The 23,523-nt window shown below is 74.5% G+C and carries 11 protein-coding genes; 3 read left to right on the forward strand and 8 right to left on the reverse strand.

Going from position 1 to position 23,523, the window contains the following annotated elements; all coding sequences use genetic code 11:
• Window positions 1–2: 2 nt before the first annotated feature.
• From ACFW5B_RS08240 to ACFW5B_RS08250, 3 genes are read right to left on the reverse strand one after another with little or no spacing between them, the layout of a single operon-like run.
• A complete protein-coding gene (locus ACFW5B_RS08240) occupies window positions 3–320 on the reverse strand; it encodes a phosphopantetheine-binding protein (RefSeq protein ID WP_386435043.1) in 318 nt (105 codons plus the stop codon).
• Window positions 310–5,082, reverse strand: coding sequence for a beta-ketoacyl synthase N-terminal-like domain-containing protein (locus ACFW5B_RS08245; protein ID WP_386435045.1), 4,773 nt, complete (start codon window positions 5,080–5,082; stop codon window positions 310–312). The genes ACFW5B_RS08240 and ACFW5B_RS08245 overlap by 11 nt, the downstream gene beginning before the upstream one ends.
• On the reverse strand, window positions 5,075–12,352 hold the full coding sequence (locus ACFW5B_RS08250) for an SDR family NAD(P)-dependent oxidoreductase (RefSeq protein WP_386435189.1): 7,278 nt from the start codon (window positions 12,350–12,352) through the stop codon (window positions 5,075–5,077). Before ACFW5B_RS08250 ends, ACFW5B_RS08245 begins: the two co-directional genes overlap by 8 nt.
• An 851-nt stretch (window positions 12,353–13,203) precedes the next feature.
• Between ACFW5B_RS08250 and ACFW5B_RS08255 the strand changes: the two genes are divergently transcribed.
• From ACFW5B_RS08255 to ACFW5B_RS08265, 3 genes are all read left to right on the forward strand, one after another.
• Window positions 13,204–15,231, forward strand: coding sequence for an Ig-like domain repeat protein (locus tag ACFW5B_RS08255; protein WP_386435048.1), 2,028 nt, complete (start codon window positions 13,204–13,206; stop codon window positions 15,229–15,231).
• Between the two features lie 145 nt (window positions 15,232–15,376).
• On the forward strand, window positions 15,377–15,535 hold the full coding sequence (locus ACFW5B_RS08260; protein WP_386435051.1) for a hypothetical protein: 159 nt from the start codon (window positions 15,377–15,379) through the stop codon (window positions 15,533–15,535).
• Window positions 15,536–15,587: 52 nt separating this feature from the next.
• Window positions 15,588–15,875 carry a hypothetical protein gene (locus tag ACFW5B_RS08265; RefSeq protein WP_386435054.1) on the forward strand — a complete coding sequence of 96 codons (288 nt, stop codon included), beginning with the start codon at window positions 15,588–15,590 and terminating at the stop codon, window positions 15,873–15,875.
• A 46-nt stretch (window positions 15,876–15,921) separates the two neighbouring features.
• Here ACFW5B_RS08265 and ACFW5B_RS08270 read toward each other — a convergent pair whose 3' ends face one another.
• From ACFW5B_RS08270 to ACFW5B_RS08290, 5 genes are all read right to left on the reverse strand, one after another.
• Complete coding sequence (locus ACFW5B_RS08270) at window positions 15,922–16,821, reverse strand: aldo/keto reductase (RefSeq protein WP_386435057.1); 900 nt, start codon at window positions 16,819–16,821, stop codon at window positions 15,922–15,924.
• A 265-nt stretch (window positions 16,822–17,086) separates the two neighbouring features.
• The gene (locus tag ACFW5B_RS08275) at window positions 17,087–19,492 is read right to left on the reverse strand and encodes a SpoIIE family protein phosphatase (protein ID WP_386435060.1); all 2,406 of its coding nucleotides are present in this window, start codon (window positions 19,490–19,492) and stop codon (window positions 17,087–17,089) included.
• 137 nt (window positions 19,493–19,629) lie between these two features.
• Window positions 19,630–20,781, reverse strand: coding sequence for an FAD-dependent oxidoreductase (locus ACFW5B_RS08280; RefSeq protein ID WP_386435063.1), 1,152 nt, complete (start codon window positions 20,779–20,781; stop codon window positions 19,630–19,632).
• The gene (locus ACFW5B_RS08285) at window positions 20,778–22,799 is read right to left on the reverse strand and encodes a LodA/GoxA family CTQ-dependent oxidase (RefSeq protein ID WP_386435066.1); all 2,022 of its coding nucleotides are present in this window, start codon (window positions 22,797–22,799) and stop codon (window positions 20,778–20,780) included. The genes ACFW5B_RS08280 and ACFW5B_RS08285 overlap by 4 nt, the downstream gene beginning before the upstream one ends.
• 171 nt (window positions 22,800–22,970) lie before the next feature.
• On the reverse strand, window positions 22,971–23,438 hold the full coding sequence (locus tag ACFW5B_RS08290; RefSeq protein WP_386435069.1) for an acyl-CoA thioesterase: 468 nt from the start codon (window positions 23,436–23,438) through the stop codon (window positions 22,971–22,973).
• Window positions 23,439–23,523: the final 85 nt, after the last annotated feature.

The raw sequence follows: 23,523 nt of genomic DNA on the forward strand, positions 1-23,523 counted from the left end.
GGTCAGCCCGCACAGGCCCGGTCGACGGCGGTGACCCGCTCGACATGGGCGGCGAGTTCGCCGACGGTCATCGCCAGGATCTGGTCGATGTCCTTCTCCGCGAGCAGGCCGAGGAGGTCCACCGAGGTGCCGTAGCGCTCCTGCAGCAGTTCGGCCAGCGCGACGAACTCGATGCTCTCCAGGGCCAGATCGTCATTGAAGGTGGTGGCGCAGGTGATCTCGCCCACGACGAGCAGTTCGTCGCCGACGACGCTCACCAGCATGTCGGTGATCTCGGCCAGGATCGTCCGGGTGCGCTCGGGGAGCGGGTCAGCTGCCATGGGTGGCCTCCGTGGGAGTGAGGGTGTCGGTGCCCGTACGGTCCGTGGGCCGCGGCCCGGTCCAGGCGACGACGTGGCGCCCGGACAGATCGTCGACGGAGTCGAGGTGGACGAGGTGGGGCCGGCCGTCCGGGGAGACCACCCGGAGCGCGCCGCCCGGTTCGGGGGTCACGGCCCATGCCTGCGGACTGCCGCCGAGGCCGCCGCCCGCCGCCTTCGCCGCGGCCTCCTTGGCGCACCACAGCGCGGTGAGCCAGTAGGCGCGGCCGGTGTCCCCGGGGGTGTGCCGGGTGTGCAGGTCGTCGGCCAGACGGTGTTCGGCCGGGGTGAGGGCGAGCCGGGCGGGGGCCTGCGGATCGTCGGTGACGCGCTCGATGCCGATCCCGACGGGGCCCGCGCGGTGGGCGAGGGCGACGGCGATCCGGTCGTGGTACCCGAGCGAGAGGTGGAGCCCGTGGGCGAGCGGGCCCTGCGGGCAGGGGCGGCCGTGCCGGTCGGTGCCGACCGGGATCTCGGCCGGGAAGACGGGCCCGGCGCCCGACTCCCAGAGCAGTTCCCGCACCGCGTCCTTGGCCGCGATCCGGCCCAGCAGCCAGGCCGCGCGGGCACGCGGTGCGCACCGTTCGTAGCGGGCACGCTCGGCCGCGCCCAGATAGCGGCGCATGACCAGCTCCTGCGAGGCCGGGTCCGACCAGCGGCGCCGGGCCAGGCACCAGCCGCCCGGCCGGGGTTCACCGATGCCGCACACCTCCGGGGTGAACTTCATCGGCCACACCCGCTCATCGGCACCGAAGCGCCGGTACGTCCAGCCCTCCAGGCGCGCCCATACGCGGCCGTCCGCACCGCACAGCTCCACTTCGCCGCGCACCGATCCGGCCCGCACCTCGCGGATGCGGGCGGTGGCCGCCAGCAGCGCGCCCTCATGGGGCGGCGGGCCGTAGAGCCGTACGCGGTCCAGGGAAGCGGGGAAGACCAGCCGGTCACCGCTCAGTTGCAGCTGCATCCAGTGGCCGAGGAGCTGTCCCGCGGCGTCCAGCAGGGCACCGGGCGCGGGCAGGGCGCGCAGGGTGCCGCGGATGCCGTCGGCGGCGAGCGTGCGGACCTCGTGGACCCCGGCGAACGCGGGCCCGTGGAACATCCACCGGTCCCGGTAGAGCGCCTCCGCACTGACCGGGGCCGGGCGGCCGGGGGCCGGCGCCGCGGGGTCGGGGGGTGGCGGGGCCGGGTAGCCGGACGCCAGGTGGACGGTGACGGTGGCGTAGTCCCCGAGACGCACCCGCACCCGTCCGTCCCCCTCGGGGGTGGCGTCAAGGTTCAGCTCGACGGGCGGCGCGACGGCCAGCCAGCGCAGGGCCCGTACGTCGGAGTAGCCGGTGACGAGGTGGCCGGGGCAGGTCTCGCGGGCCGCCTCGGCGGCCAGTTCCAGCAGCGTGGTCATGGGGACGACGGGAAAACGGTCGGCGGGCTCGGGCCAGTCGTCGGGCTGGAGGTAGACACAGTGGTCCCGCACGTACGGGACGGTCTGCAGGGAGAGGCGGCGGGTGGTGCGGAGGGTGGTCGGGGGAGGTTCCGTCATTGCCGGGGGTGGAGGCGGGGGTGATGCCGGTGTCGATGTGGTGTGGGCAGGAGGTGGGGGTGGGGGTGGAGTCGGGGCGAGGGGTGTGGCGGTGCGCGGCCCGGTGACGGTGCGGGGTGTGGGAGCGGCGGTGCTGCGGATGCCTGCCGCGGTGACAGCGGCAGCGACGGCGCGGGTGGCGGCCCGGGTTTCGGAGAGGACGGCGTCCAGGGCCTGCCGGACCGGTTCCGCGGCGGCCGGCCGGGGGTGGGGCGGCACTCCCCCGCCGAGGCGGACCAGGGGCGAGCCGAGGTCCAGCCGGGTCGCCGCACCGGCGTCTGCGGCGGCCGGTGCGCGGTCCGCGGCGCGCTCCGTCAGGTGATCCCTGGCATGGTCCCCGACGTGGTCCATCGCGCGATCCGTAGCGCCCACCGCCGTCGCCGGTCCGGCGTCGTGTGCCCCCGTGACCGGGCCGGCGTCGCGCGCCCCCACCAGCCGGTCCCAGCGCGGAGTCAGGCCTTCCGTCCACAACGCGGCGGCCAGGCGGCGGAGTTGGGCCGGACCGTCGCGGCGGGAGTCGGCCGCCGCGACGGCGAGGTGGTCCTGCCCGTGCAGGGTGTCGGACACGAAGCCGGTGAGGCTGCCGGCGCCGACCTGGACGAAACCGCGGACGCCGTCCTCGTACAGCCGTCGGGTCAGCTCCTGGAAGCGGACCGGTTCCAGGAGGTGCCGCAGCACCAGCCGGCGGATCGCGGAAGGGCCTTCCGGGAAGGGGGCGGCGGTGGTCGCCGACCATACGGGGAGCCGCTGGTCCCGTAGGGGCAGCGCGTCGAAGGCGGTGCCGGTCTGATGGAGGTAGGGCGCCCACATCGGGGTGTGGAAGCCGGAGCGGAAGGGCATCTCCTGTGCCCGTACGCCTTGTCCGGCGAGTCGGCGGACGGCCTCGGCCAGCGGCTGCGGCGCTCCGCAGATCACCGACTGGTGCGGGCAGTTGTCATGGCTGACCGCGATCCCCTCCAGGCCGGCGAGCGCGTCGGCCGCCTGCGCGGCCCCGCAGCCCAGCGCCGCATAGACCAGGTCGGGCACCGCCAGGGAGCCGGGCCGCAGCGAGTCGAGGAAGGCGTCCACGGCCTGCGGCGGGTACATCCCGGCGACCACCATCGCGGTCCATTCCCCGAGGCTGTGCCCGGTCAGCAGGTCGGGCTGGACGCCCAGTCCGTCCAGGGCGCGGGCGAGCAGCCGGCCGACGGCGAGGGTGTCCACAGCGCGTTCGACCAGACCGCTGCCGCCGGAGACCGTGGGGCGGGGCAGGGCCATCCGGTCGGCGACGTCGTCCACACGGGGCGGTGGCTCCGCCTCCAGCCCCGGGAAGAGGAAGGCGAGCCGGGCCCCTTCCTGCCGCGCGTACGGGCCGAAGAGCGGGCTCGGGGTGAACCACACCTCGCCGCGGCCCCGCCAGGGCAGCCCACGGGCGAGGACCTTGGCGGCCAGGCCCCGGCGCTGCGGGGTGGGGTCGATCAGGGCGAGCCGGCAGGGACCGTCGTGCGCGGGGGTACCGGCGCCGTCCGCCATCGTGTCGAAACCATCCACCAAGTCCTGCAGCTCATCGGCGAGTTGCTCAATGGTGTCTGCGGCGAGCAGGACGGTGCGCTCCGGTTCGGCCGTCCACAACGGGGGCTTCCGGAGCGGGGGTCTGTCCAGCGGGGCCGTCCGCATCCGGGGCGTCGGGGGCGGGAGCGGTGCGGCCGGGGTGCGGCGGCCCGGGGCCTCTTCCAGGACGGCGTGGGCGTTGATGCCGCCGAAGCCGAAGGCGTTGACGCCCGCTCGCAGCGGCGCCCGTCCGGCGTCCCACGGTTCGGCCTCGGTGACCGGACGCATCCGGGTCCGGGCCAGGCCCTCGTGCGGCTCGTCCAGATGCAGGGTGGGCGGCAGCGTCCGGTGGTGGACGGCGAGCGCCGCCTTGATCAGTCCGGCGATACCGGCGGCCTGCATGGTGTGGCCGAGCATCGACTTCACCGAGCCCAGACCGACCGGCGGCATCCCGGCGCCCGGCGGGCCGAACACCCGGGCCAGGGTGTCGAGTTCGACGCCGTCGCCGACCGGGGTCCCGGTGCCGTGGGCCTCCAGCAGGCCGAGTGCCGTGGGGTGTGCCGGGTCCAGCCCGGCGCCGGCCCAGGCCTGCTGCAGTGCGTGGACCTGGCCCTCCGGGTGCGGGCTCATCAGCCCGGCGGCGCGGCCGTCCCCCGCGACGCCCGTGCCGCGGATGACCGCGTACACCCGGTCGCCGTCGCGCTCGGCGTCGGCCAGGCGCTTGAGGAGGACCACCCCGGTGCCCTCGGACAGCAGGGTGCCGTCGGCCCGGCGGTCGAACGGGCGGATGTGCTGGCTGGGGCTGAGCGCCCGTAGTTGGGTGAAGACGCTCCACAGGGTGGCGATATGGCAGTGGTGCACGGCTCCGGCGACCACGAGATCGCAGCGGCCCGCGGCGAGCAGATCGACGGCCTGCGCCACGGCCAGCAGGGAGGAGGCGCAGGCCGCGTCGAGGGTGTAGGCGGGGCCGCGGAAGTCGAGCCGGTTGGCGGTGCGGGCGGCGGTGAAGCTGGGGACCAGGCCGATGGAGGCCTCCGGCCGTTCGGGGCCGAGACTCGCCTGGAAGGCCTCCCGCACCGCCGTGATTCTCGACTCGTCCCATTCGGGGGCGAGTTCGCGCAGGATGACGGCGAGCTGGTGGGCCGTACGGACCCGCTGGTCGAGCCGGGCGGTGGCGACGCCCATGAAGCCGCCGCGGCCGAGAATGACGCCGATCCGGGAGCGGTCGGCGGGCAGCCGCTCCGGACCGCCCGCGTCGGCGATGGCGTCGGTGATGGTGCGCAGGGCGAGCAGTTGATCGGGCTCGGCGCCCTGGACGGCGGAGGGCATGATGCCGAAGCGGGTGGGGTCGAAGACGGCGAGATCGTCCAGGAAGCCGCCCCGCCGGCAGTAGAAGCGGTCGCTGCGGGCCGGGCCCTGTGCGCCGTGCGGGTCGTAGTAGATCTCCGGGTCCCAGCGGCCGGGCGGCACCTCGGTGATGCAGTCCGTACCGGCCACCAGGTTGCGCCAGTACGCGGCGAGGTCCCCGGCGCCGGGGAAGAGCGCCCCCATGCCGACGATCGCGGCGTCCGTCGCCCGGGGGCCGGGTCCGGCCGACCGGGCCCGGGGCTCACTCATCGCCCGCCACCTCCCCGCCGGCCTCCGCCGCCAGCACGACCTGGGCCGCCGTGCCGTGGGCCAGCTCGTCCAGGAGGGCGCCGACCGCGGTGTCGGGGTCCAGGAGCGGGATGCCCCGGCGGGCGTAGGCCCTCTCCAGTTCGGGGGTGACCATGCCGCCGCCCCCGGCCGCCCACGGGCCCCAGTCGACGGCCAGTACGCGCCGGGACGTACGGGCCGACCAGGCGGTGGCGAGGGTGTCCAGGGCGTCGTTGGCGGCGGCGTAGTCGGCCTGGCCCCGGTTGCCGAAGACGCCGGCGACGCTGCCGAAGAGGACGACGAAGCCGGGGTCGTCGCCGGCGGCGGACAGCAGATGGCGGGCGCCGTCGACCTTGGTGGCGAAGACCCGGGCGAACGAGGCCGGTTCCTTGTCCCGCAGCAGTTTGTCCGCCAGGGTGCCGGCGCCGTGCACGATCCCGTCCAGGCGGCCGTGCCGGGCCCGGATGTCCCGCACCACCGTGTGCACGGCGGCCTCGTCGGCGACATCGGCCGCGTGGTAGCGGACCGAGGCGGCGAGCGGCGCAAGGGCGTCGAGGGTGGCGGTGATCTCGCGGCGGGCCAGGACCGCACCGGCGGCCACCTCGATCTCGGCGGGTCTGCGCAGCCCTTGGGCGAGCAGCGCGGCGCGCAGCGCGATGCGGTCGTGGGCGTGCGCGAGGGCCGGGTCCTCGGGGGTCTCCGGCAGGGGTGTCCGGCCGAGGAGTTCGATATGGCATCCGTGAGAGCGGGCCAGGGCGAGGGCCGTACGGGCGGTGATCCCGCGGGCCCCGCCGGTCAGCAGCACCACGGAGTCGGCGTCGAGCATCGGCCGGCCGGGCACGGTCTCGTCGGGGAGGGGGGTGGGGACGGTGCGCAGGGTGGTGCGGGTGCCGTTGGTACGGCCCACGACGACCGGTTCGCCGGGGGCACAGAGTTCGGCGAGGAGGTGGGCGGCGATGCGTTCGGGACGGTCCTTGGGGTCGATGTCGACGGCGCGGATCAGGACATCGGGGTATTCGAGGGCGGCCGTACGGGCGAAGCCGCGCAGTCCGGCGCCGGGCAGCGGATCGGGGGCGTCCGCAGTGGCGTCCTGGCCGAAGGTGCCACCGGCCGCGGTGGCCAGCAACAGACTGCGGGCGCCACCCGTCAGGGCGGTGCGCCACCCGTCGAACTGCCCCGGCAGCACGGCGTCACGGCCGGCCCGCAGGGCGCTGAGGTCCACCACTCCGCCCACCCCCTCGGCGGCGCACCGGGCCAGCCGCTCGGCAGGAACGGTCCGCACCCGCGCGCCATGGCTCTCCAACAGCGCGGCGAGCGCCAGCGCCACGCCCTGACCGTCCTCCACCACGGCGAAGTCACGGCCCGCGACCACATCGGAGGGCGGGCGGAAGGCGGGCGGACCGAGCGGGGTGACCCGGACCAGGGAACGGGTGGGGCGCAGCGGCACCGGGGCGCGGTCGGGCTCCTCGGGGGCGGCCGGTCGGCCGGCGGGCATGGCGGGCGCGGGAGCGGAGACGGCCCGCTGTGGTGGGGCGTCCGGTACGAACGGTGTGAGTGGTGCGGACCCGGGTGCGGCGGGAGACGGCAAGGGCTCGGCGGCGAAAAGCGGGACGGGGTCAGGGGAAGCCGAGCAGGGGTCGGCGGCAAGCGGAGAGGATTCCGCGGAAGCCGTTGGCGGCTCGGGGGCGCGGGTGTGGGCGATCCAGTCGACGATGCCACTGATGGTCTTGACACGGGCGAGCTGTTCCACCGCCGACTCCATGGCCCCGTCCGCGTCCCGCGGCAGTCCGATGCGGTCGGCCAGCGCGCCGATGATCTCCACGCGCTTGATGGAGTCCACCGAGAGATCGGCCTCCAGATCGAGCCCGGCATCGAGCATCTCGTGGGGGTAGCCGGTCCGCTGGTGGATGATCTCCCTTACGGCATCGAGGAGTTCGGCGGGGCTCAGCGGCTGTGTCCCGGCGGGGTCCGGCTGCACGGGCGCGGCAGCGGAAGCGGCATTGGCAGTGACAGCAGGCCCGGCATCGGCACCGAATCCGGCCCCGGCCACACCTCCGGCCCTGCGCCCGGCAGTCTCGGCGTACGGAGGCGCCATCCGCCCCTCCGGGACCGGCGCGGCGCCGACGGACTGGGCACCGCCCCCACCGTCGCCCTCCCCCAAGTACCGCAGCACGACATCCCGTTGAGCTGCCACCAGCTCACTCGTGGCCCGCAGATACTCCAGTACGGCGGCATGCCGGGCGGCCTCGCCGGAAGCTGCAGCGCTCTCAAACTCCACACCCGGCGCCCCCGCCGCAACGCCCTCTGCCCCCGTAACCCGCACTGCGCCCTGCTCGCCCCTCCGGGCTTCCACCCGCCGTGCCGGGCGCAGGCCGCCGGGCAGGCCGGCGCCGTCGGCGGTGCGTACCGTGTGGCCGTTCACCAGCCAGCCGGGGCGGCGCGGTGCCGTGTCGGGCAGGGGTTCGGTGCGGCCGCGGAACAGTGCCTCCGGGTCGACCGGGACGCCGGCCGCGGCCAGCCGGGCCAGTACGTGCGGCAGCCGGGCGAGTCCGGGCTCGCCCGGTACGTCCAGCGGCACCGCGGTGTGCGGACGGTCGCCCAGGATCTGCCCGACCAAACCGGTGAGCACCCGGCCGGGCCCGGCCTCCACGAAGGTGCGCACCCCGGCCGCGTACATGTCCTCGATCTGTGCCACGAACCGCACCGGTGCGGCGACCTGCTCCGCGAGGGTGTCACGCACCGCGGACGCCGTGCGGGCATAGGGGCGTGCGGTGGCACCGGACCAGACCGGGAGGGCGGGCGCGGCCACCTCGGTGGCGTGGAGTTCCGTGGCGAGCGCGTCGCGGGCGGCGGCGAGTTGCGGGCTGTGGAACGCGCAGGCGACCGGCAGGCGACGGGCCTCGGCGCCGGCCGTGCGCAGCGCCGCCACAGCCCCTTCCACGGCGTCCGTGGGGCCCGAGATGACGCTCTGTTCCGGCGCGTTGTGATTGGCGACGACCACGTCGAGGTCGCCGGTCAGCTCCCGTACGCGCTCCGGCGTGGCCACGACGGCGGCCATCGCGCCGGGATCGTCTCCCGCGGCCGAGAGGATCGCCTCGCCGCGGCGGGTGCTGAGCCGGAGCAGCGCCGGGGTGTCGTAGGCGCCCGCGGCCCACAGGGCGGTCAGTTCGCCGTAGGAGTGCCCGGCCGTGCAGTCGGGGCGGACTCCGAGCGTGGTGAGCAGCCGGTGGGCGGCGGCGGAGGCGAGGCCGAGCGCGGGCTGGGCGACGCGGGTGTCGGTGAGGGCGGCCTGCTGGGCGGCCCGGCCCCCGTCGGTGAAGGCGGCGGGTGGGAACATGGCCGCGACACAGTCCGGGTCCGCGTCGTCCAGGAGTCCGCGCAGCTCCGGGAAGGCGAGGAACAGATCGCCGAGCATGCCGGTGCGCTGGCTGCCCTGGCCGGGGAAGAGGAAGGCCAGCTGCCCGGGGTCGGCGTCGCGGCCGCGCAGGTACACCCCGTCGGCGGGGGTGAATTGGCGGGCCGCGGGCAGCTTGGCGGCGAGGTCGTCGAGGTCCTCGGCCACCACGCAGACCTGGACCGGCCCGTCCGCCGCCGAAGTCTCGGCGGCCAGGTCGCGCAGCGGCCAGGGGCGTCCGGCCCGGTCGTTCTCGGCCAGGCGGGCGGCGAGGCGGTCCATGGACCGTACGGCGGCGGGACGGTCGGTGCCGCGGAAGCAGAAGATTTCGGCGGGCCAGTTCATCAGGGCGTGGGCGGGTTCCGGGGCTCCGTCATAACCGGCGAGCACGGCATGGTAGTTGGTGCCGCCGAAGCCGAAGGCGCTCACTCCGGCGATGCGCCGGGCCGCCGGGACCGGCCAGGGCCGGGCGCGTCCGGTGTCGAAGCGGAACGGGCCGGTCTCCGCAGCGGCCGGCCGGGTCAGATGCAGGGTCGGCGGCCGTACCCCGGTGTGCACGGCGCGGGCGGCCTTGATCAGACCGGCCAGGCCGGCGGCGCATTTGGTGTGCCCGATCTGCGATTTGACCGAACCGAGCGAGCAGCTGCCGGGGGCCGCGCCGGCCGCCTCGAACAGCTCGGTGAGGACGCCGAGTTCGGTCGTGTCACCGACGACCGTGCCGGTGCCGTGGGCTTCGAGGAGTCCGACCCGCGCGGGGCTGATCCCGGCGCGGCGGTAGGCGCGTTCCAGGGCCCGCCGCTGGCCCTCGGGCCGGGGTGCGGTCAGCCCGAGGGACCGACCGTCACTCGACGTGCCGACCGCTTTGACGACGGCGTAGATCCGGTCGCCGTCCCGTTCGGCGTCCGCGAGGCGCTTGAGGACCAGGCAGCCGACGCCCTCGCCGAGCGCGATGCCGTCGGCCGTGGCGTCGAACGGGCGGCAGCGGCCGGTGGGCGACAGGGCCTGCACGGACGCGAACATCAGGTAGTCGTTGATGCCGTTGTGCAGATCGGCGCCGCCGCACAGCGCCATGTCGCTGTCGTGGTCGCGCAGTTGGCGGCAGGCAAGGTCGAGGGCGGCGAGCGAGGAGGCGCAGGCGGCGTCCACGGTGCAGTTGGCGCCGCCCAGGTCGAGGCGGCTCGCGATGCGTCCGGCGATGACGTTGGCGAGCACTCCGGGAAAGGAGTCCTCGGTCAGCCGGGGCAGTTCGGCGTCGAGGGCAGGCGGCAGGGCGCCCAGGTAGGCCGGGTGCAGTGCGCGCAGCCCGTAGGCGCCGGCCAGTTCGGTGCCCGCCTCGGCGCCGAAGACGACGCTGGTGCGGGCGCGGTCGAAGTCGCGGGCGGCGTATCCGGCGTCCGCCAGGGCCTTGGCGGCGGCGTCCAGCGCGAGCAGCTGCACCGGTTCGATGCCGGTGAGGGAGGCCGGGGGGATGCCGTGGGCGAGGGCGTCGAAGGGGAGGTCGGGCAGGAAGCCGCCCCAGCGTGAGGGGGTGCGCTCGCCCGCCCGCGCGGGGTCCGGGTCGTAGTAGGTGCCGGCGTCCCAGCGCTCGGCGGGCACCTCGGTGACGGAGTCGACGCCGGTGACGACATTGGACCAGAAGCGGGCGGTGTCGGCGGCGCCGGGATAGCAGCAGGCCATGCCGACGATGGCGATGTCCAGCGGCGCCGCCGCCGGGTCCGGTTGCGCGACGGGCGGCCGGAACTCCCCGGCCCGCGCCTCCAGTTGGGCGGTGGCGCCCTCCGTTACGGCAGTGTGCAGCGCGGCGACGGTGGTGGGGGCACTGCGCACGGTGGCGGCCTGGCCCAGCATGTACAGGCCCTCCCGGCGCTGGGCACGCTCGTCCACGGGCGCGGGCGAACCGTCGTCCGTGTGCCGCAGGCCCTTGCTCGCGATCCGCAGCCGCCCGAGGTTGCGCCGCTCCAGCTCCTCCCAGCGGGCCCGGGGGTCCGTGCCGTCGGCGGCCAGGCGCCGTTCGGCCGCCGCGAAGTCCCGGGTGTAGGCGGTGTCGGCGCAGCGGGTGGCGTGGCCCGGTGCGGTCCGCAGCAGTACGGTGCGGTCGCACGCCAGGGCGGTGTCCTGGAATCCCGGGAGCACGGCGCCGGTGGCCACGGCCTCCTCCGTGAAGAGGTAGGCGGTGCCCATCAGGACGCCGGTACGGGCGCCGAGTTCGGCGAGCGGGGCGGCGGCGGCCGCGGCCATGGCGGCCGAGCGGGCGTCGTGGATGCCGCCCGCGAAGAGCACGTCCAGTCCCTCGGCGGTCCCGCCGTGGGTGCGGGCATGGGCGGTGAGCCGCTCGATCTGCTCTTCCCAGAGCGGGAAGCTGCCCCGGGGGCCGATGTGGCCGCCGCACTCCTGCCCTTCGAAGACGAACCGCCGGGCGCCTTCGGCGAGGTAGCGCTCCAGCAGTGCGGGCGCGGGGACATGGAGGTAGGTCCGGGTCCCGGCCGCTTCGAGGGGCGCGGCCTGGGCGGGCCGGCCGCCGGCGATCAGTGCGTACTCCGGGGCGAACTCGGCGACCGCGGCGAGCTGTTCGCGCCGGAGTTCGGGCGGGGCGAAGCCGAGCAGACCGACGCCCCAGGGCCGCTCGCCGAGCCGCTCGGCGGTCTCGGCCAGCAGCCGGCGTACCTGTGCGCCGTCCATGACGGCGAGGGCGAGAAAGGGCAGCCCGCCCTCGGCGGCCACGGCGGCGGCGAACCCGGCCTCGTCGCTGACGCGGGTCATCGGGCCCTGGGCCACGGGGAGATGGCGGGCGCCGGGCCGCGGGGCGAGCGGACGGATGCGGGCCGCGGCGGCCAGGTGGCCGGTGACGGCGGCCCGTACGGCCTGCACGATGCCGCCGGTGGTCCGGTGGCGCGCGGCGAGCCGGGCAGCGAAGGCGCCCTCCTGGCCGATGGGGAGCAGCTGGCCCGGCAGGTTCCGGGCGCCGAGGCGGGTGGCGACCCGCGCCGGATCGGGGGCGTGGCCGGTGGGCCCGTCCTTCGCTTCCCCTTCCCCGGCCGCGTCGTCGGTGACGGCCGCGGGCGGGCGGAGTTCCGGGCGGAGGAGGACCCGGTGGCCGGCGACGAGGGTGGTCTCGCTGCCGTCCATGGCCCGGATCGCGGCGGCGACCGCACGGGGCAGCCGGTCCGCGCCCTCGGTGGTGAGGGCGAGCTGCGAGTCGAGCAGCACCCCGGCCGCCCCGCCGGCCACGGCCGCGGCGGCCGTGTGCGGGCCGATGCCCCCCGCGGCGAGTACCGGGACGCTCACGGACGGGTCGGACAGCAGGCGCTGCAGCAGGACACAGGTGGTGAGTTCGCCCACCCGGCCGCCCGACTCGTGGCCACGGGCGACGAGCGCACTGACCCCGGCGGCACACGCCGCCGCGGCCTCCTCGGGGGTGGTGACCTCGGCCCAGACCCGGCGCCGCCCGCCGTCGGCCCAGTCGGCCGGCCGCGCCGGAGCCGTGTCGTGGGCGCCGGTGAGGTGCGGCTCGGGGGCGGTGTGCGGCTCGGGGGCGACGGAGGTGCGTGGGTCGGCACAGACGCATGCGTCAGCACAGGCACATGGGCCGCCACAGACGCATGCGTCAGCACAGGCACATGGATCAGCACAGGCACGTGGGTCGGCGAGCAGCACCGTGTCGACGTCAGCGGGCAGGTCGGTGGGGGTCAGCGGGCACCCCACCGGTATCCGGACCCCGTAGGAGACCCCGCCGAGCCGGGCGAGCGCGGTGCGTGCCGCGCCGGGGTCCCGGCCGAGATCCAGCAGGCCGAGCGCGCCCGCGCGGGCGGCGGCGAGGACGATCCGTTCGCCCGGTTCCTCGAACGGCGAGAGCACCACGACGAGCTCGCGGGCGGCGGCGTCCGGGCAGGAGGAGCCAGGGGTCCGGGCGGCTGCAACGGGCTCGGGTCCGACGGGACGGCCGGAGCCGGGGCCGGCGGGCGGGGCATCGGGGCCGGAAGATCTGGAGAGGGGGGTGCCGGGGAACGGGGGCCGGGGGACCACGGGCGCTCCTTCTGCTGAGGGGGGCGAACACGCTGACCACTGCCACCTGTGGTAACCAGCGGTAAAGCCCGCTGATGCCGCGTTGCATCGTGAGGCCACCCCCGTGCACTGTCAACGCAGGCGCAACAGGCGGTGGTTGATTGCGCCAAGGTCACGACCGCGGCCCCCGGAGCGCCCCGTGCCCCCCGCTCCCCCACGCCGACCTGCGCTTCGTTGCCGTACGCCGTCCCTGTACGGGCCCTGTCGGGCCGCTCCACCGCCGCGGCGGCGACCGAAACCCGACCCCCGGGCCACAACCCGCCCACAGCACCTCGGGGTTGGCACAGCGGAGCACCGGCCGCGGCTACTGGTCGCCGATCACGCCGAGTTCGCCAGGAGCCACCGACCCCGGCCGGGCACCGGAGGGGGGCGCTGCCGCGACCTGACGGATGTGCGCGCCGAAGCGCGCTGCGCCATTCGGGCTAACTCGACCGTCGGCCATGGTGTGGCACCAGGCCTGTCACTTCAATCGGGGGTAACCGACGGTGGGGTGCCCATCCCCTGGCGGGGACCATGGACGCTGCCGGCATGATGCGGCGCCGTCGTTCTCTGGGCACCCCGGCAGGTGAGCGCGCTCGGAAATTCGAACCCTCCGGCGTGCACGGCCCCCCACCTCCTTACGGAGCCTTCGAAAGGGGCTGTCCAACATGGCACTCGCTCTCACCCTCACCCCGTCAACGGTCACGGCGGGGCAGACCTTCCAAGCCGTGGTGACCGGTGCCGCAGTGGGCGAAGCAATCACCTTCACCTACGGTGCGGCGACCCCGCAGACCGTCATCGCCGACGCCACCGGCACCGCGACCGCCACCTTCACCGGGACCACGACGGGAGTGGTGGTCGCCGCCGGTCCCACCAGTGGCGCCGCCTCGGCGACCGTGACCGTCAATGCGGCGCAGAACTGCGTGGTCACGCTGTCGGCGACACCGGACCCCGCGACCCCCGGTCAGCCGGTGACCGTCACGGCCACCGTCACCTGTGACGGCACACCCGTCCAGGGCGCGACCGTCGTTTTCGCCACCACAGCCGGATCCCTGGGCGTCGGGATCACGAGTGCCGCCGGAGAGGCCAGCGTCACCACCAGCGCCCTGCCCACCGGCGTCAACGTCGTCACGGCCACCGTGACCGCCGCCACCACCACCTGCACCTGCGTCGGCGTCTCCGCCACGGTGAGCGTGACCGTCACCGCACCGCAGAGCTGCGAGGTCTCGCTGTCGGCGACACCGTCCAGTGCGCCCGCCGGCCAGCCGGTCACCCTCACCGCCACCGTCACCTGCGGCGGCGCACCCGTCGTAGGCGCCACCGTCGCCTTCGCCACCACAGCCGGATCCCTCGGCGTCGGCGTCACCGGCGCCACCGGACAAGCCAGCGTCACCACCACCACCCTGCCCACCGGCGTCAACGTCGTCACGGCCACCGTGACCGCCGCCACCACCACCTGCACCTGCGTCGGCATCGCCGCCACCACCAGCGTGACCATCACCGCACCGCAAAACTGCGAGGTCACCCTCACCGCGACACCGTCCAGCGCACCCGCCGGCCAGCCGGTCACCCTCACCGCCACCGTCACCTGCGGCGGCGCACCCGTCGTAGGCGCCACCGTCGCCTTCGCCACCACAGCCGGATCCCTCGGCGTCGGCGTCACCGGCGCCACCGGACAAGCCAGCGTCACCACCACCACCCTGCCCACCGGCGTCAACGCCGTCACAGCCACCGTGACCGCCGCCACCACCACCTGCACCTGCGTCGGCATCGCCGCCACCACCAGCGTGACCATCACCGCACCGCAGAGCTGCGTGGTCTCGCTGTCGGCGACACCGTCCAGCGCACCCGCCGGCCAGCCGGTCACCCTCACCGCCACCGTCACCTGCGGCGGGGCACCCGTCGTAGGCGCCACCGTCCTCTTCACCACCCCCGGCGGCCCGCTCGGAATCGGCATCACCGACCTGGCCGGCCAGGCCGGCCTCACCACCAGCGCCCTGCCGCTGGGAGCCAACGTCGTCACGGCCACCGTGACCACCGCCGCCACCACCTGCACCTGCGTCGGCATCGCCGCCACAACCACCGTGACCGTCACGGCACCGCCGAGCTGCGTGGTCACCCTGTCGTCCACGCCCGCCTCGCCGACGGCCGGCCAGCCGGTGACCGTCACAGCCACCGTCACCTGCGGCCGCACCCCCGTCCCGGGCGCCATCGTCCTCTTCAGCACCACCGGCGGCCCCCTCGGAATCGGCATCACCAACGCCTCGGGGCAGGCCAGCGTGGTCACCACCGCGCTGCCCGTCGGCAGCACCGTCGTCACCGCCACCGTCCTCCTCGGCGGCACCACCTGCTCCTGCACCGGGGCCTCCGGGACGGGAACCGTGACCGTGGGCCTGACGAAGGGATTCACGGCGCACCCGGCCTGCTACTCGGTCAACTTCCCGCCGCTGCCCTGGGCCTTCGCCCACGCCACGTTCAGCGCCAGCGGCGCGACGCCGGGCGCACTGGTGACCTTCCACCTGGACGGTCCGGCCGGCCCCGTGGTGTGCACCGCCGTCGCGGACGCGAGCGGCAACGCCAGCTGCACGGCCACGCTCAACGTCGCGCAGGTGCTGTTCGGCAGCTACACCGCGACCACCCCGTCCGACGGTGGCACGCTCACCTCGTCCAGCACCCTGGCCATGTGCCTCACCTGACGCCCCCGCGCCGGTGAAGCAGCCGTCCCCCGTAACGGACATACGGGGGACGGCTGCCGGGCCCCGACGACAGGCCCGGAGGCATTCTCCCCCGCCGGCCGGGCCGTCTTGCCCCCCTCGCGAAAAGTCACCGAAGGAGCAGAACATGGGCTGCAATTGCGGCGGCGGTGCCCGCAGGACCGTCACTCTCTACCAGTTGACCCTGCCGGACGGCACCGTGCGCCACTACTACACCTGGCAGGAGGCCGAGGCGGCCAACCAACGGGCCGGCGGGACCGGCACCATCCTCATCATCCAGCAGTGATGAACCGCCCCGGAGGATGTGCGGTTTCAGGGCGGCGGCGGGGGTGGGCCTCATGAGCCTTCCGGAGTTCCTGCTCGCCCTCGGCGCCACCTGCCGCCTCACCAGATTCCTCACGAAAGACACCCTCGCGGCCGGATTGCGGTCCTGGGTCGCCGACCGCTTCGGTGACGACTCCAAACCCTCCTACCTGGTCAACTGCGGCTGGTGTACGAGCGTGTGGGTGGGCTCCACCATGGCCGCCCTCACTCACTGGAGCGGAGGAACGACCGGGTTCCAGATCACCACCACGGCCCTGTCGCTCTCCTACCTCACCGGCCTCGCCTCCCAGTGGCTCGACTGAGCGGGGCCGCCCGGTGGCGGGTGCCGGGGCGGGACTGCTGCCCCGGTCAGCCTGCCGTGCGGCCGGCCCCGTCGAGCAGCGTGAGGTCGTCGTCCGTCAGCCGCAGGGCGCCGGCGGCCACGTTGTCGACGAGGTGATCCGGGTTGCCCGTACCCGGGATCGCCAGCACATGGGCGCCTTGGTGCAGTATCCATGCCAGGCGGACCCGCGCCGGTGACACCCCGTGGGCACGGGCGACGGCCAGGACCCCGTCCCGCTCGGCACGGACGGCTCCCGCCTCGCGCCCGTCCCCGGCGATGGCGAAGAAGGGCACGAAGGCGATGTCCCGGTCCGCGCAGGCGCGCAGCATCGGTGTGCCGCCGGGTGCGTCGATGCCGTAGCGGTTCTGGACACACACCACCGGAGCGATCGCCGACGACTCGGCGAGGTGCTCCGGCCGGGCGTTGGAGAGGCCGAGGTGGCGGATGAGCCCCGCGTCGCGCAGCTCGGCGAGGGCCCCGAAGTGCTCACCGAGGGAGTCCTGTCCCATCAGGCGCAGGTTGACCAGGTCCAGGTGGTCGCGGCCGAGTTGGCGCAGGTTCGCCTCGACCTGGCCGCGCAACTGGTCGGGCCGGGCGGGGGTGGTCCACGCGCCGGAGGCGTCCCTGGCCGGGCCGACCTTGGTGGCGATGACGAGGTCGTCCGGGTACGGCGCGAGCGCCGTGTTGATGAGTTCGTTGGCGGAGCGCAGCCGGGAGAAGTAGAAGTCCGCGGTGTCGATGTGGTTGACGCCGAGGGCGACCGCGCGGCGCAATACCTCGATCGCCGTGCCCCGGTCCCTGGGCGTGCCCTGGTGGAAAGCGGCACTGCCGGTCAGGCGCATGGCACCGAAGCCGAGCCGGTTGATCTCCAGGTCCCCGAGCAACCAGGTGCCCGCCGCTGCCGCGGAGACCGTGTCCGTTGTCATGTTGCGCTTCAGCTCCTTGGGTTTCTCGCCCGTTCCTCGCGCCCGACGGCCGGCCGTCGCCGCTCGACGGTTCACAGCACGGCGGCCCTGGAGTATGCGCAGGTGACAGAGGTGACCGGAAGGCGCGGAAGGGTGGGGGAATGTCACAGCCGGCCCGGGAACTCCGCGCAGGGGAAGGGGAGTTGTCATGGTGCGGCTTCGCCCGCGATGCGCCCGGGAACGCGGCCCCGGAATGCACTCTCCCCGGGGCCTGTCGGATGCGCGCTCAGCCCTCGGCGATGAGCTGTTCGCACCAGATGGTCTTGCCCTCGCGCGTATGGCGGGTGCCCCAGCGCTGGGTGAGCTGGGCGACGAGGAGGAGACCGCGTCCGCCCTCGTCGGACAGCCGGGCACGGCGCATGTGCGGGGCGGTGCTGCTGCCGTCGGACACCTCGCAGATGAGGGTGCGGTCCCGTATCAGGCGCAGTTGGACGGGTGCGGCGGCGTAGCGGATGGCGTTGGTGACCAGTTCGCTCACCACCAGCTCCGTGATGAAGGAGGCGTTCTCCAGCCCCCACGCGGCGAGTTGGGCAGTGGCCCACGAGCGGGCGGTGGCCACCGTCGAGGGGTCGACCGGCACGTCCAGGAAGGCGACCTGATCTCTGCTCAGGGCCTGGGTGCGCGCGATGAGCAGGGCGGCGTCATCGGCGGGCCGCTCCGGCAGCGAGGCCTCCAGCACCTGGTCGCACAGGGCGCCCAGTGAGGGCGCGGGCTCGGCGAGGGCGCGGCACAGCCACTCCAGCGCGTCATCGGGGTCACGTTCGCGGACGCCGAGCAGTCCGTCGGTGTAGAGGGCGAGCAGGCTGCCTTCGGGGAGTTCGATCTCGGTGGATTCGAAGGGCAGATCGCCCAGGCCGAGGGGCGGTCCCGCGGGCAGCGCGAGGAGCTGGACCTCGCCGGCCGGGGAGACCACGGCCGGCGGCGGGTGTCCGGCCCGTGCCAGGCAGCACTTCCGGGTGATCGGGTCGTAGACCGCGTAGATGCAGGTCGCGCCGAGGACGGCGTGGTCGCCGGTGGACTCGGTGTCCTCGGTGGCGAGCCGGATGACCACGTCATCGAGGTGAGTGAGCAGTTCGTCCGGCGGCAGATCGACATCGGCGAGGGTGCGCACCGCCGTACGCAGCCGCCCCATGGTGGCGGCGGCCATCAGGCCGTGGCCGACGACGTCACCGACGACCAGCGCCACCCTCGCGCCGGACAGCGGGATCACATCGAACCAGTCGCCGCCCAGGCCGGACTGGCCGCCCGCGGGGAGATAGCGGGAGGCGGTCTCGATGGCCGTCCGGGAGGTGACGCCCTGTGGGAGCAGGCTCTGCTGGAGGGTGAGGGCGGCGGTGCGTTCGCGGGTGAAGCGGCGGGCGTTGTCCAGACAGACCGCGGCACGGGCGACCAGCTCTTCGGCGAGCAGGCGGTCGTCGTCCGCGAAGGGTTCGCCGGTCCGCCGGAAGAAGACGGTGACGCCCAGCGTCATGCCCCGGGCGCGCACCGGGACGCTCATGATCGACTGGAAGCCGTACTCCTGGAACTTGCGTTCCCTGGCCGGGTCGTCGGACAGCCAGGCCCGCATGGCGGGGTCGGTCACGCGGTGGACCGCCGAGCGGCCCGTCACCATACAGCGCACCGGGGGTGAGTGCGCAGGGTAGTAGTCGGCGTCCCCGGGCTGGTGGACCGCCTCGGGAGCGCCTTCGAGGATGGACTGGTTCGCCACCCGGCGCAGCACCACGACACCGGCGAACGGGCGCGGTTCGTCGCCGGTGAACATCGTCTCCAGCAAGTCGACGGTGACCCAGTCGGCGAGTCGGGGCACGGCCACCGCGGCCAGTTCCTGGGCCGTCTGCATGACGTCCAGCGTGCTGCCGATGCGGGTGCTGGCCTCGTTGAGCAGGGTCAGCCGCTCCCGGGCCCGGTGCTGCTCGGTGACGTCCGCGACCGTGGTGCACAGTCCGAGCACCGTGCCCCGCGCGTCGTGCAGCGCGGAGGCCGTGACGGAGAAGACCCGCTCGTGGTCGGGGGCGGTGAGGATCCGGCCGTGCAGACCGTTGCCGAAGGCGGGCTCGCCGGTCTCGATCACCTGGCGCATCCGCCCTTCCCACGCCTGCAGATCGGCCCCGGAGACGACCTCCAGCAGCCGCTTGCCCCGGCGTTCGGTCTCGGACACGCCGGTCAGCTCGCTCATGGCGGCGTTCTGCCGTACGCACCGCAGTTCCGTGTCGAACAGCGTCACGGCGACCGGGCAGCGAGTGAACAGCCAGTTCAGCATGGTGCGTTCGGCCTCGTGCGGGAGGAACCGGCCGGGCGCCTCGGCCACCAGCATCCACTGGCCGCGGGCACTGTGGTCCGTGAAGCGGTAGCCCAGCCCGCGCAGCGCGAGCAGTCCGCCGTCCTGCCGCCGCGCGGACAGCTTTCCCGACCAGCCGTCCTGCCCTGCCGGAAGGCTCCAGAACGGCGGGGTGCCGTCGGGGACGAGCAGTTCGGCGGCCGGTCGCCCCACCGCGTCTCCGGCCGGGTAGCCGAGCAGCCGCTCGGCGTCCCGGCTCCAGCCCGAGACGGCCCCTCGGTCGTCGATCATGATCACGGGCGCGAGCTCCGTGTCCGACAGCCGTGCGTACGGAGGGGCGTCGTAGGTGTTCATGGGCACCCACCTCACTCAGGCCACTTCCAGGATGCCCGAGCCCCCGGTCAGGCTCAAACGCGCTGAGTGCCGGAACGTGTGCGAAGTGTGCAGGTCAGCGACGGGATCGGGGCCGGGGCCCGACACGGAGGCGGCGGTCAGGGCCCGGCCCCGCCGGGCGCGGGTGAGGCCCCGGGCCGGCGGTCCCGGTGCCGCCGGGCCCAGAAGGGCCGGTCCGGCCAGCGGGCTTCCTGGGCGTGTACGGCGCGGTGGCCCTGCTGGTAGGCGGTGCGGGCGGTGCCGACCTTGGCCGCGTAGTCGGTCTGCGCGGTCCGGTCGCCCCGCAGCGCGGCGTCGACCGCCTGGCCCGCGCTCAGCCCCGTGTAGAGGGCGGTGAGGATGCCCTGGGAGCTGAGCGGGTCGAAGGCGGCCGCCGCGTCCCCGGCGGCCGTCCAGCCGTCGCCGTGCACCCGGTCCAGATGGGCACTGTGCGCGGGGGCGCGGCGGGGTGGGCGGAGGGCGTCGATGCCGTGCGGGCGGGTCCGGCGGGAGATGTGCCGGGTGGCCAGCAGCCGTTGGCGGAACCGCTCGGCGCCCCGGGCGGTGGCGACCGGCAGATCGGGGTCGGTGAAGTAGGCGACCAGCCGGTGCCGGGAGGGCAGCAGGGCGGTGTACCACCAGCCGTCCCGGTCGGACTCGACCAGCGAGCGGCCGTCGGCGGGGGCCTTGGGCGCCGGGTCGAGGGTGAGGTGGAGGGCGGTCAGCCGGTCTCCGGTGTGCCGCCGGGCGCCGTGGCGGACGGCGATCGCCGCGCCCCGTCCGGTGGCGTCCACCACCCAGCGGCAGCGCACGGTACGGTCCCCGGCCCCGTCGGTGCGGTCGCGCAGGGCGAGCCGCCAGGTGCCGTCCGGCTGCCGGGAGGGGCTCCGCACGGCGGTGTGCTCGGCGACCTCGGCGCCCGCCGCGCGGGCCGCGGCGCGCAGCCGCCGGTCGAAGAGCGGACGGTCCAGGTGCCAGCCGTGGCCGTACGGGTCGTGGAGGAAGTCCACGGCGTGCAGTTCGGGCGATCCCCAGGCGGACAGGTTGCCGTGGCAGGGCAGATGGCCGCTGCCCAGGACCGGTTCGGCGACGCCGAGGTCGGCGAGCAGCAGCCGGGCCGTGGCGACCAGTGCCTCGCCTGTCTTGGGCGGGCCGGTGCCGGCGTCGGCCAGCAGGACCGTCCGGCCGGTCCGGACGAGGGTGAGCGCGGCGGCGCAGCCGGCCGGGCCGCCGCCCGCGACCACGACGTCGTAGGCGGGTCCGGGGCTCACCGGGCGTCGTGGAAGGGGTCGAGCTTCTCCAGGTATCCGGCGGCGATCGCCGTCTCGTCCTGGCCGGTCGCCGCCATGACCTCCTCGACCGCGTGCTGGACCAGCAGGGATTCGACGGTCTCGGCCGGGACCTCACCGTTCCAGGCCTCGGTCACGCCCGCCCGTTGGGGCACGCCCGCCTCGGGCACCTGGATGTTGATGAGATTGGCGTGGTCGGCGGCCGGCGGATAGCCGGGCTCGGACTCGACCTGGAGGAACCGGGGGAACTTGGCGTCCCCCACGGTGTATTCGCGCGGCTCGACGATGCCGAACTTGTACCAGTCGTCGATCATCTGCCGGCGCTGCTTGTTGACATCGGTGCCCTTGAGGCCGCGCAGCCAGACCGCCCGGTTCTCGAAGGCCTTCTCCCGGGCGCTGTCGTCGGTGCCGCCCGGCGGGGTGTTGACGGCCGCGAAGTCGGACTGCTTGAGCACGTGGTTGGGTACCTGGGCGGGCCAGAAGGTGGGCAGATAGGGGCTGTAGCGGGGGCCGAGCCCGGACAGCACCTGGTAGCCGGAGCGGCAGCTCGCGGCGTCGCACTGCCAGGGCGCGGCCATCCAGCGGGTGAGGCCGCCGGGCCCCTGGGCGTGCAGCGGGCCGTTCTTCCCCAGGGCGGTCTGCACGGTGAGCACATCGCCGTAGTCGGGGTCCGGGGTGTCCGGTGCGCGGTGCAGGATGCGGAACGGCTCGGAGTAGAGGGTCGTGTGCCGCATCGGCCAGGTGACCTCGCAGCCGGGGTGGAAGGCGTCGGCGGCGCAGTTCTCCAGCGCGCCCCGGTCCAGCAGCCCCGGCTGCGCGGCGACCGGTGCCGTGTCCACGTCCGGGTGGCCCTTACGGGGCGGGCCGGTGGTGAACTTTCCGTCGGCCCACTTGGCCAGCATCCGGTCCTGTTCGCCGGAGATCCTCAGGTGCTGGCGGACGGAGGTGGGCTTCTTGCTGGACATGGCGTCGCCGTAGAGCCACGGCCAGGGCACGGGCGAGGTCCCGTCCCGGTCGTAGTCACGCATCTGGACATAGACCTGGCGGCGGAGTTCCCGGCTCGCCTCGCCCGGGTCGGCGAGCCGGGTGCGCAGGTCCGGGTCGAGGAAGTCGTGCGGGCCCGACCGGCCGAACTGAGCGGCGAAGCCGTGGTTGACCCACTGCAGCCCGCAGAACCGGCTGAGCAGCGGTTCGATGTGGTCCGGGTAGGAGACCTGTTGCACGGCGGGCAGCGTGTGCTCGGCGACGAAGAGGTCGTGGAGCAGGTCGTAGAGGGTGCGGACGGTCTTCACCCCGGGCGCGAAGTGCGGCGGGGCGACCACGGCCCATGCGGGGCTCGCGGTCTTCGTGACGCCCCCGAGGGTGACCTCGGCCGTGACCGGCCCGTCGGACACGTCGTCGTACCAGGTGTCATTGTTGACGACCCCGGAGATCGGCCGCTCCGGATCGGCGTAGGAGGCCGACTTCCCGACGCCGCCGACGACCAGCAGCCGGCCGTCGGCCTGGGTGGCGATCGACCCCAGGGGGACCGGCCGGTTCATGATCTTCCCGGCGAGGGCGGCGGTCTCGTGCAGGGAGGCGCGGATCTGCTTGCGGCCGGCGTCGATGACGAGTTTCTTCCGGTCGGCGCCCTCGACGTCGAAGTTCCGCCGGCGCAGCTGGGTCGCGTTCAGATCGAGGGCCTCTTTGATGTCCAGCGCGAGCTGGAACTGGTACCAGGCGGCCTTCTTGTTGGCCAGGTGCACCGACCACTTGATCTCGGTGACGCCCGCTTCGCCCAGCTTGAGTTCCCGGACCGCCTCCCCCGCCTGGTTGTAGCCGTAGACCCGGAACCGGGCGGCCTGCCGGATGATCTTCCCCGAGCCGTCCTTGTACGAGCCGGACGGCAGCGGCGGCTGGTCCGGGGACTCCGGCCCGAGAAAGGGCGGCTGGTCGCTGTTGCCGACCCGGGCGATGCCGATCGTGGGATGGATCTTGAGCTGGACGATCTGCGTGTCCACCGAGGAGCCTTTCGCTGGGCGGGTGTGGTGCCCCCGACGGCTCAAACGTGGATCAGCCCGCGGTCCGCGGTGACGTCCAGGCATCGCAATGGATGAACGGATTCACCCCTTCGGGGCGGCGGCCGCCCGGTGCCCTGCGCGACGGCCGGGCGGCGCCATCGACCGCTCCGGTCAGCCGTCGGTGAGGCCCAGCAGCGCGGGCCGCTCGGCCAGGTCGCGGAAGGCCGCCCGCGGGTCCTTGAGCAGCTTGCGCTCGGTGAGGTCGAGCAGTCCGCAGACGGCGCTCACCTCGGCGGCCACCGTCCCGTCGGTCTTGCGGACGGTCTGCTCGATCCGGAAGGTCTTGCCCTCGCCCCAGGCGAACGCGCAGCTCACCTCGACCTCGTCACCGGCCCGCAGCTCCCGCAGATAGCGGATGGTGGTCTCGACGGTCACCGGGCCGACCCGGCGGTCCACCATGGTGCTCTGGCGAATGCCGCTCTCCTGGAGCAGCGACCAGCGGGCGTGCTCGGCGTACTGGAGATAGACGCTCTGGTTGAGGTGGCCCTGGGTGTCCGTCTCGTAGCCGCGCACCGTGATCCCGACGGTGAACGGCCCCGCCGCGTCCGTCCCCACTGCCGGTTCCGCCGCTTCTGTCACGTGCTGCCTCCCGCTCCCCGTAGGCACCGGTCCGCCCCCTCGGGCCCCGGGGCCTCATCGGCCACTGGCTTCACATCGTAGGCAC

The sequence above is a fragment of the Streptomyces sp. NPDC058773 genome (genome assembly GCF_042746015.1).
GTDB lineage: Bacteria > Actinomycetota > Actinomycetes > Streptomycetales > Streptomycetaceae > Streptomyces.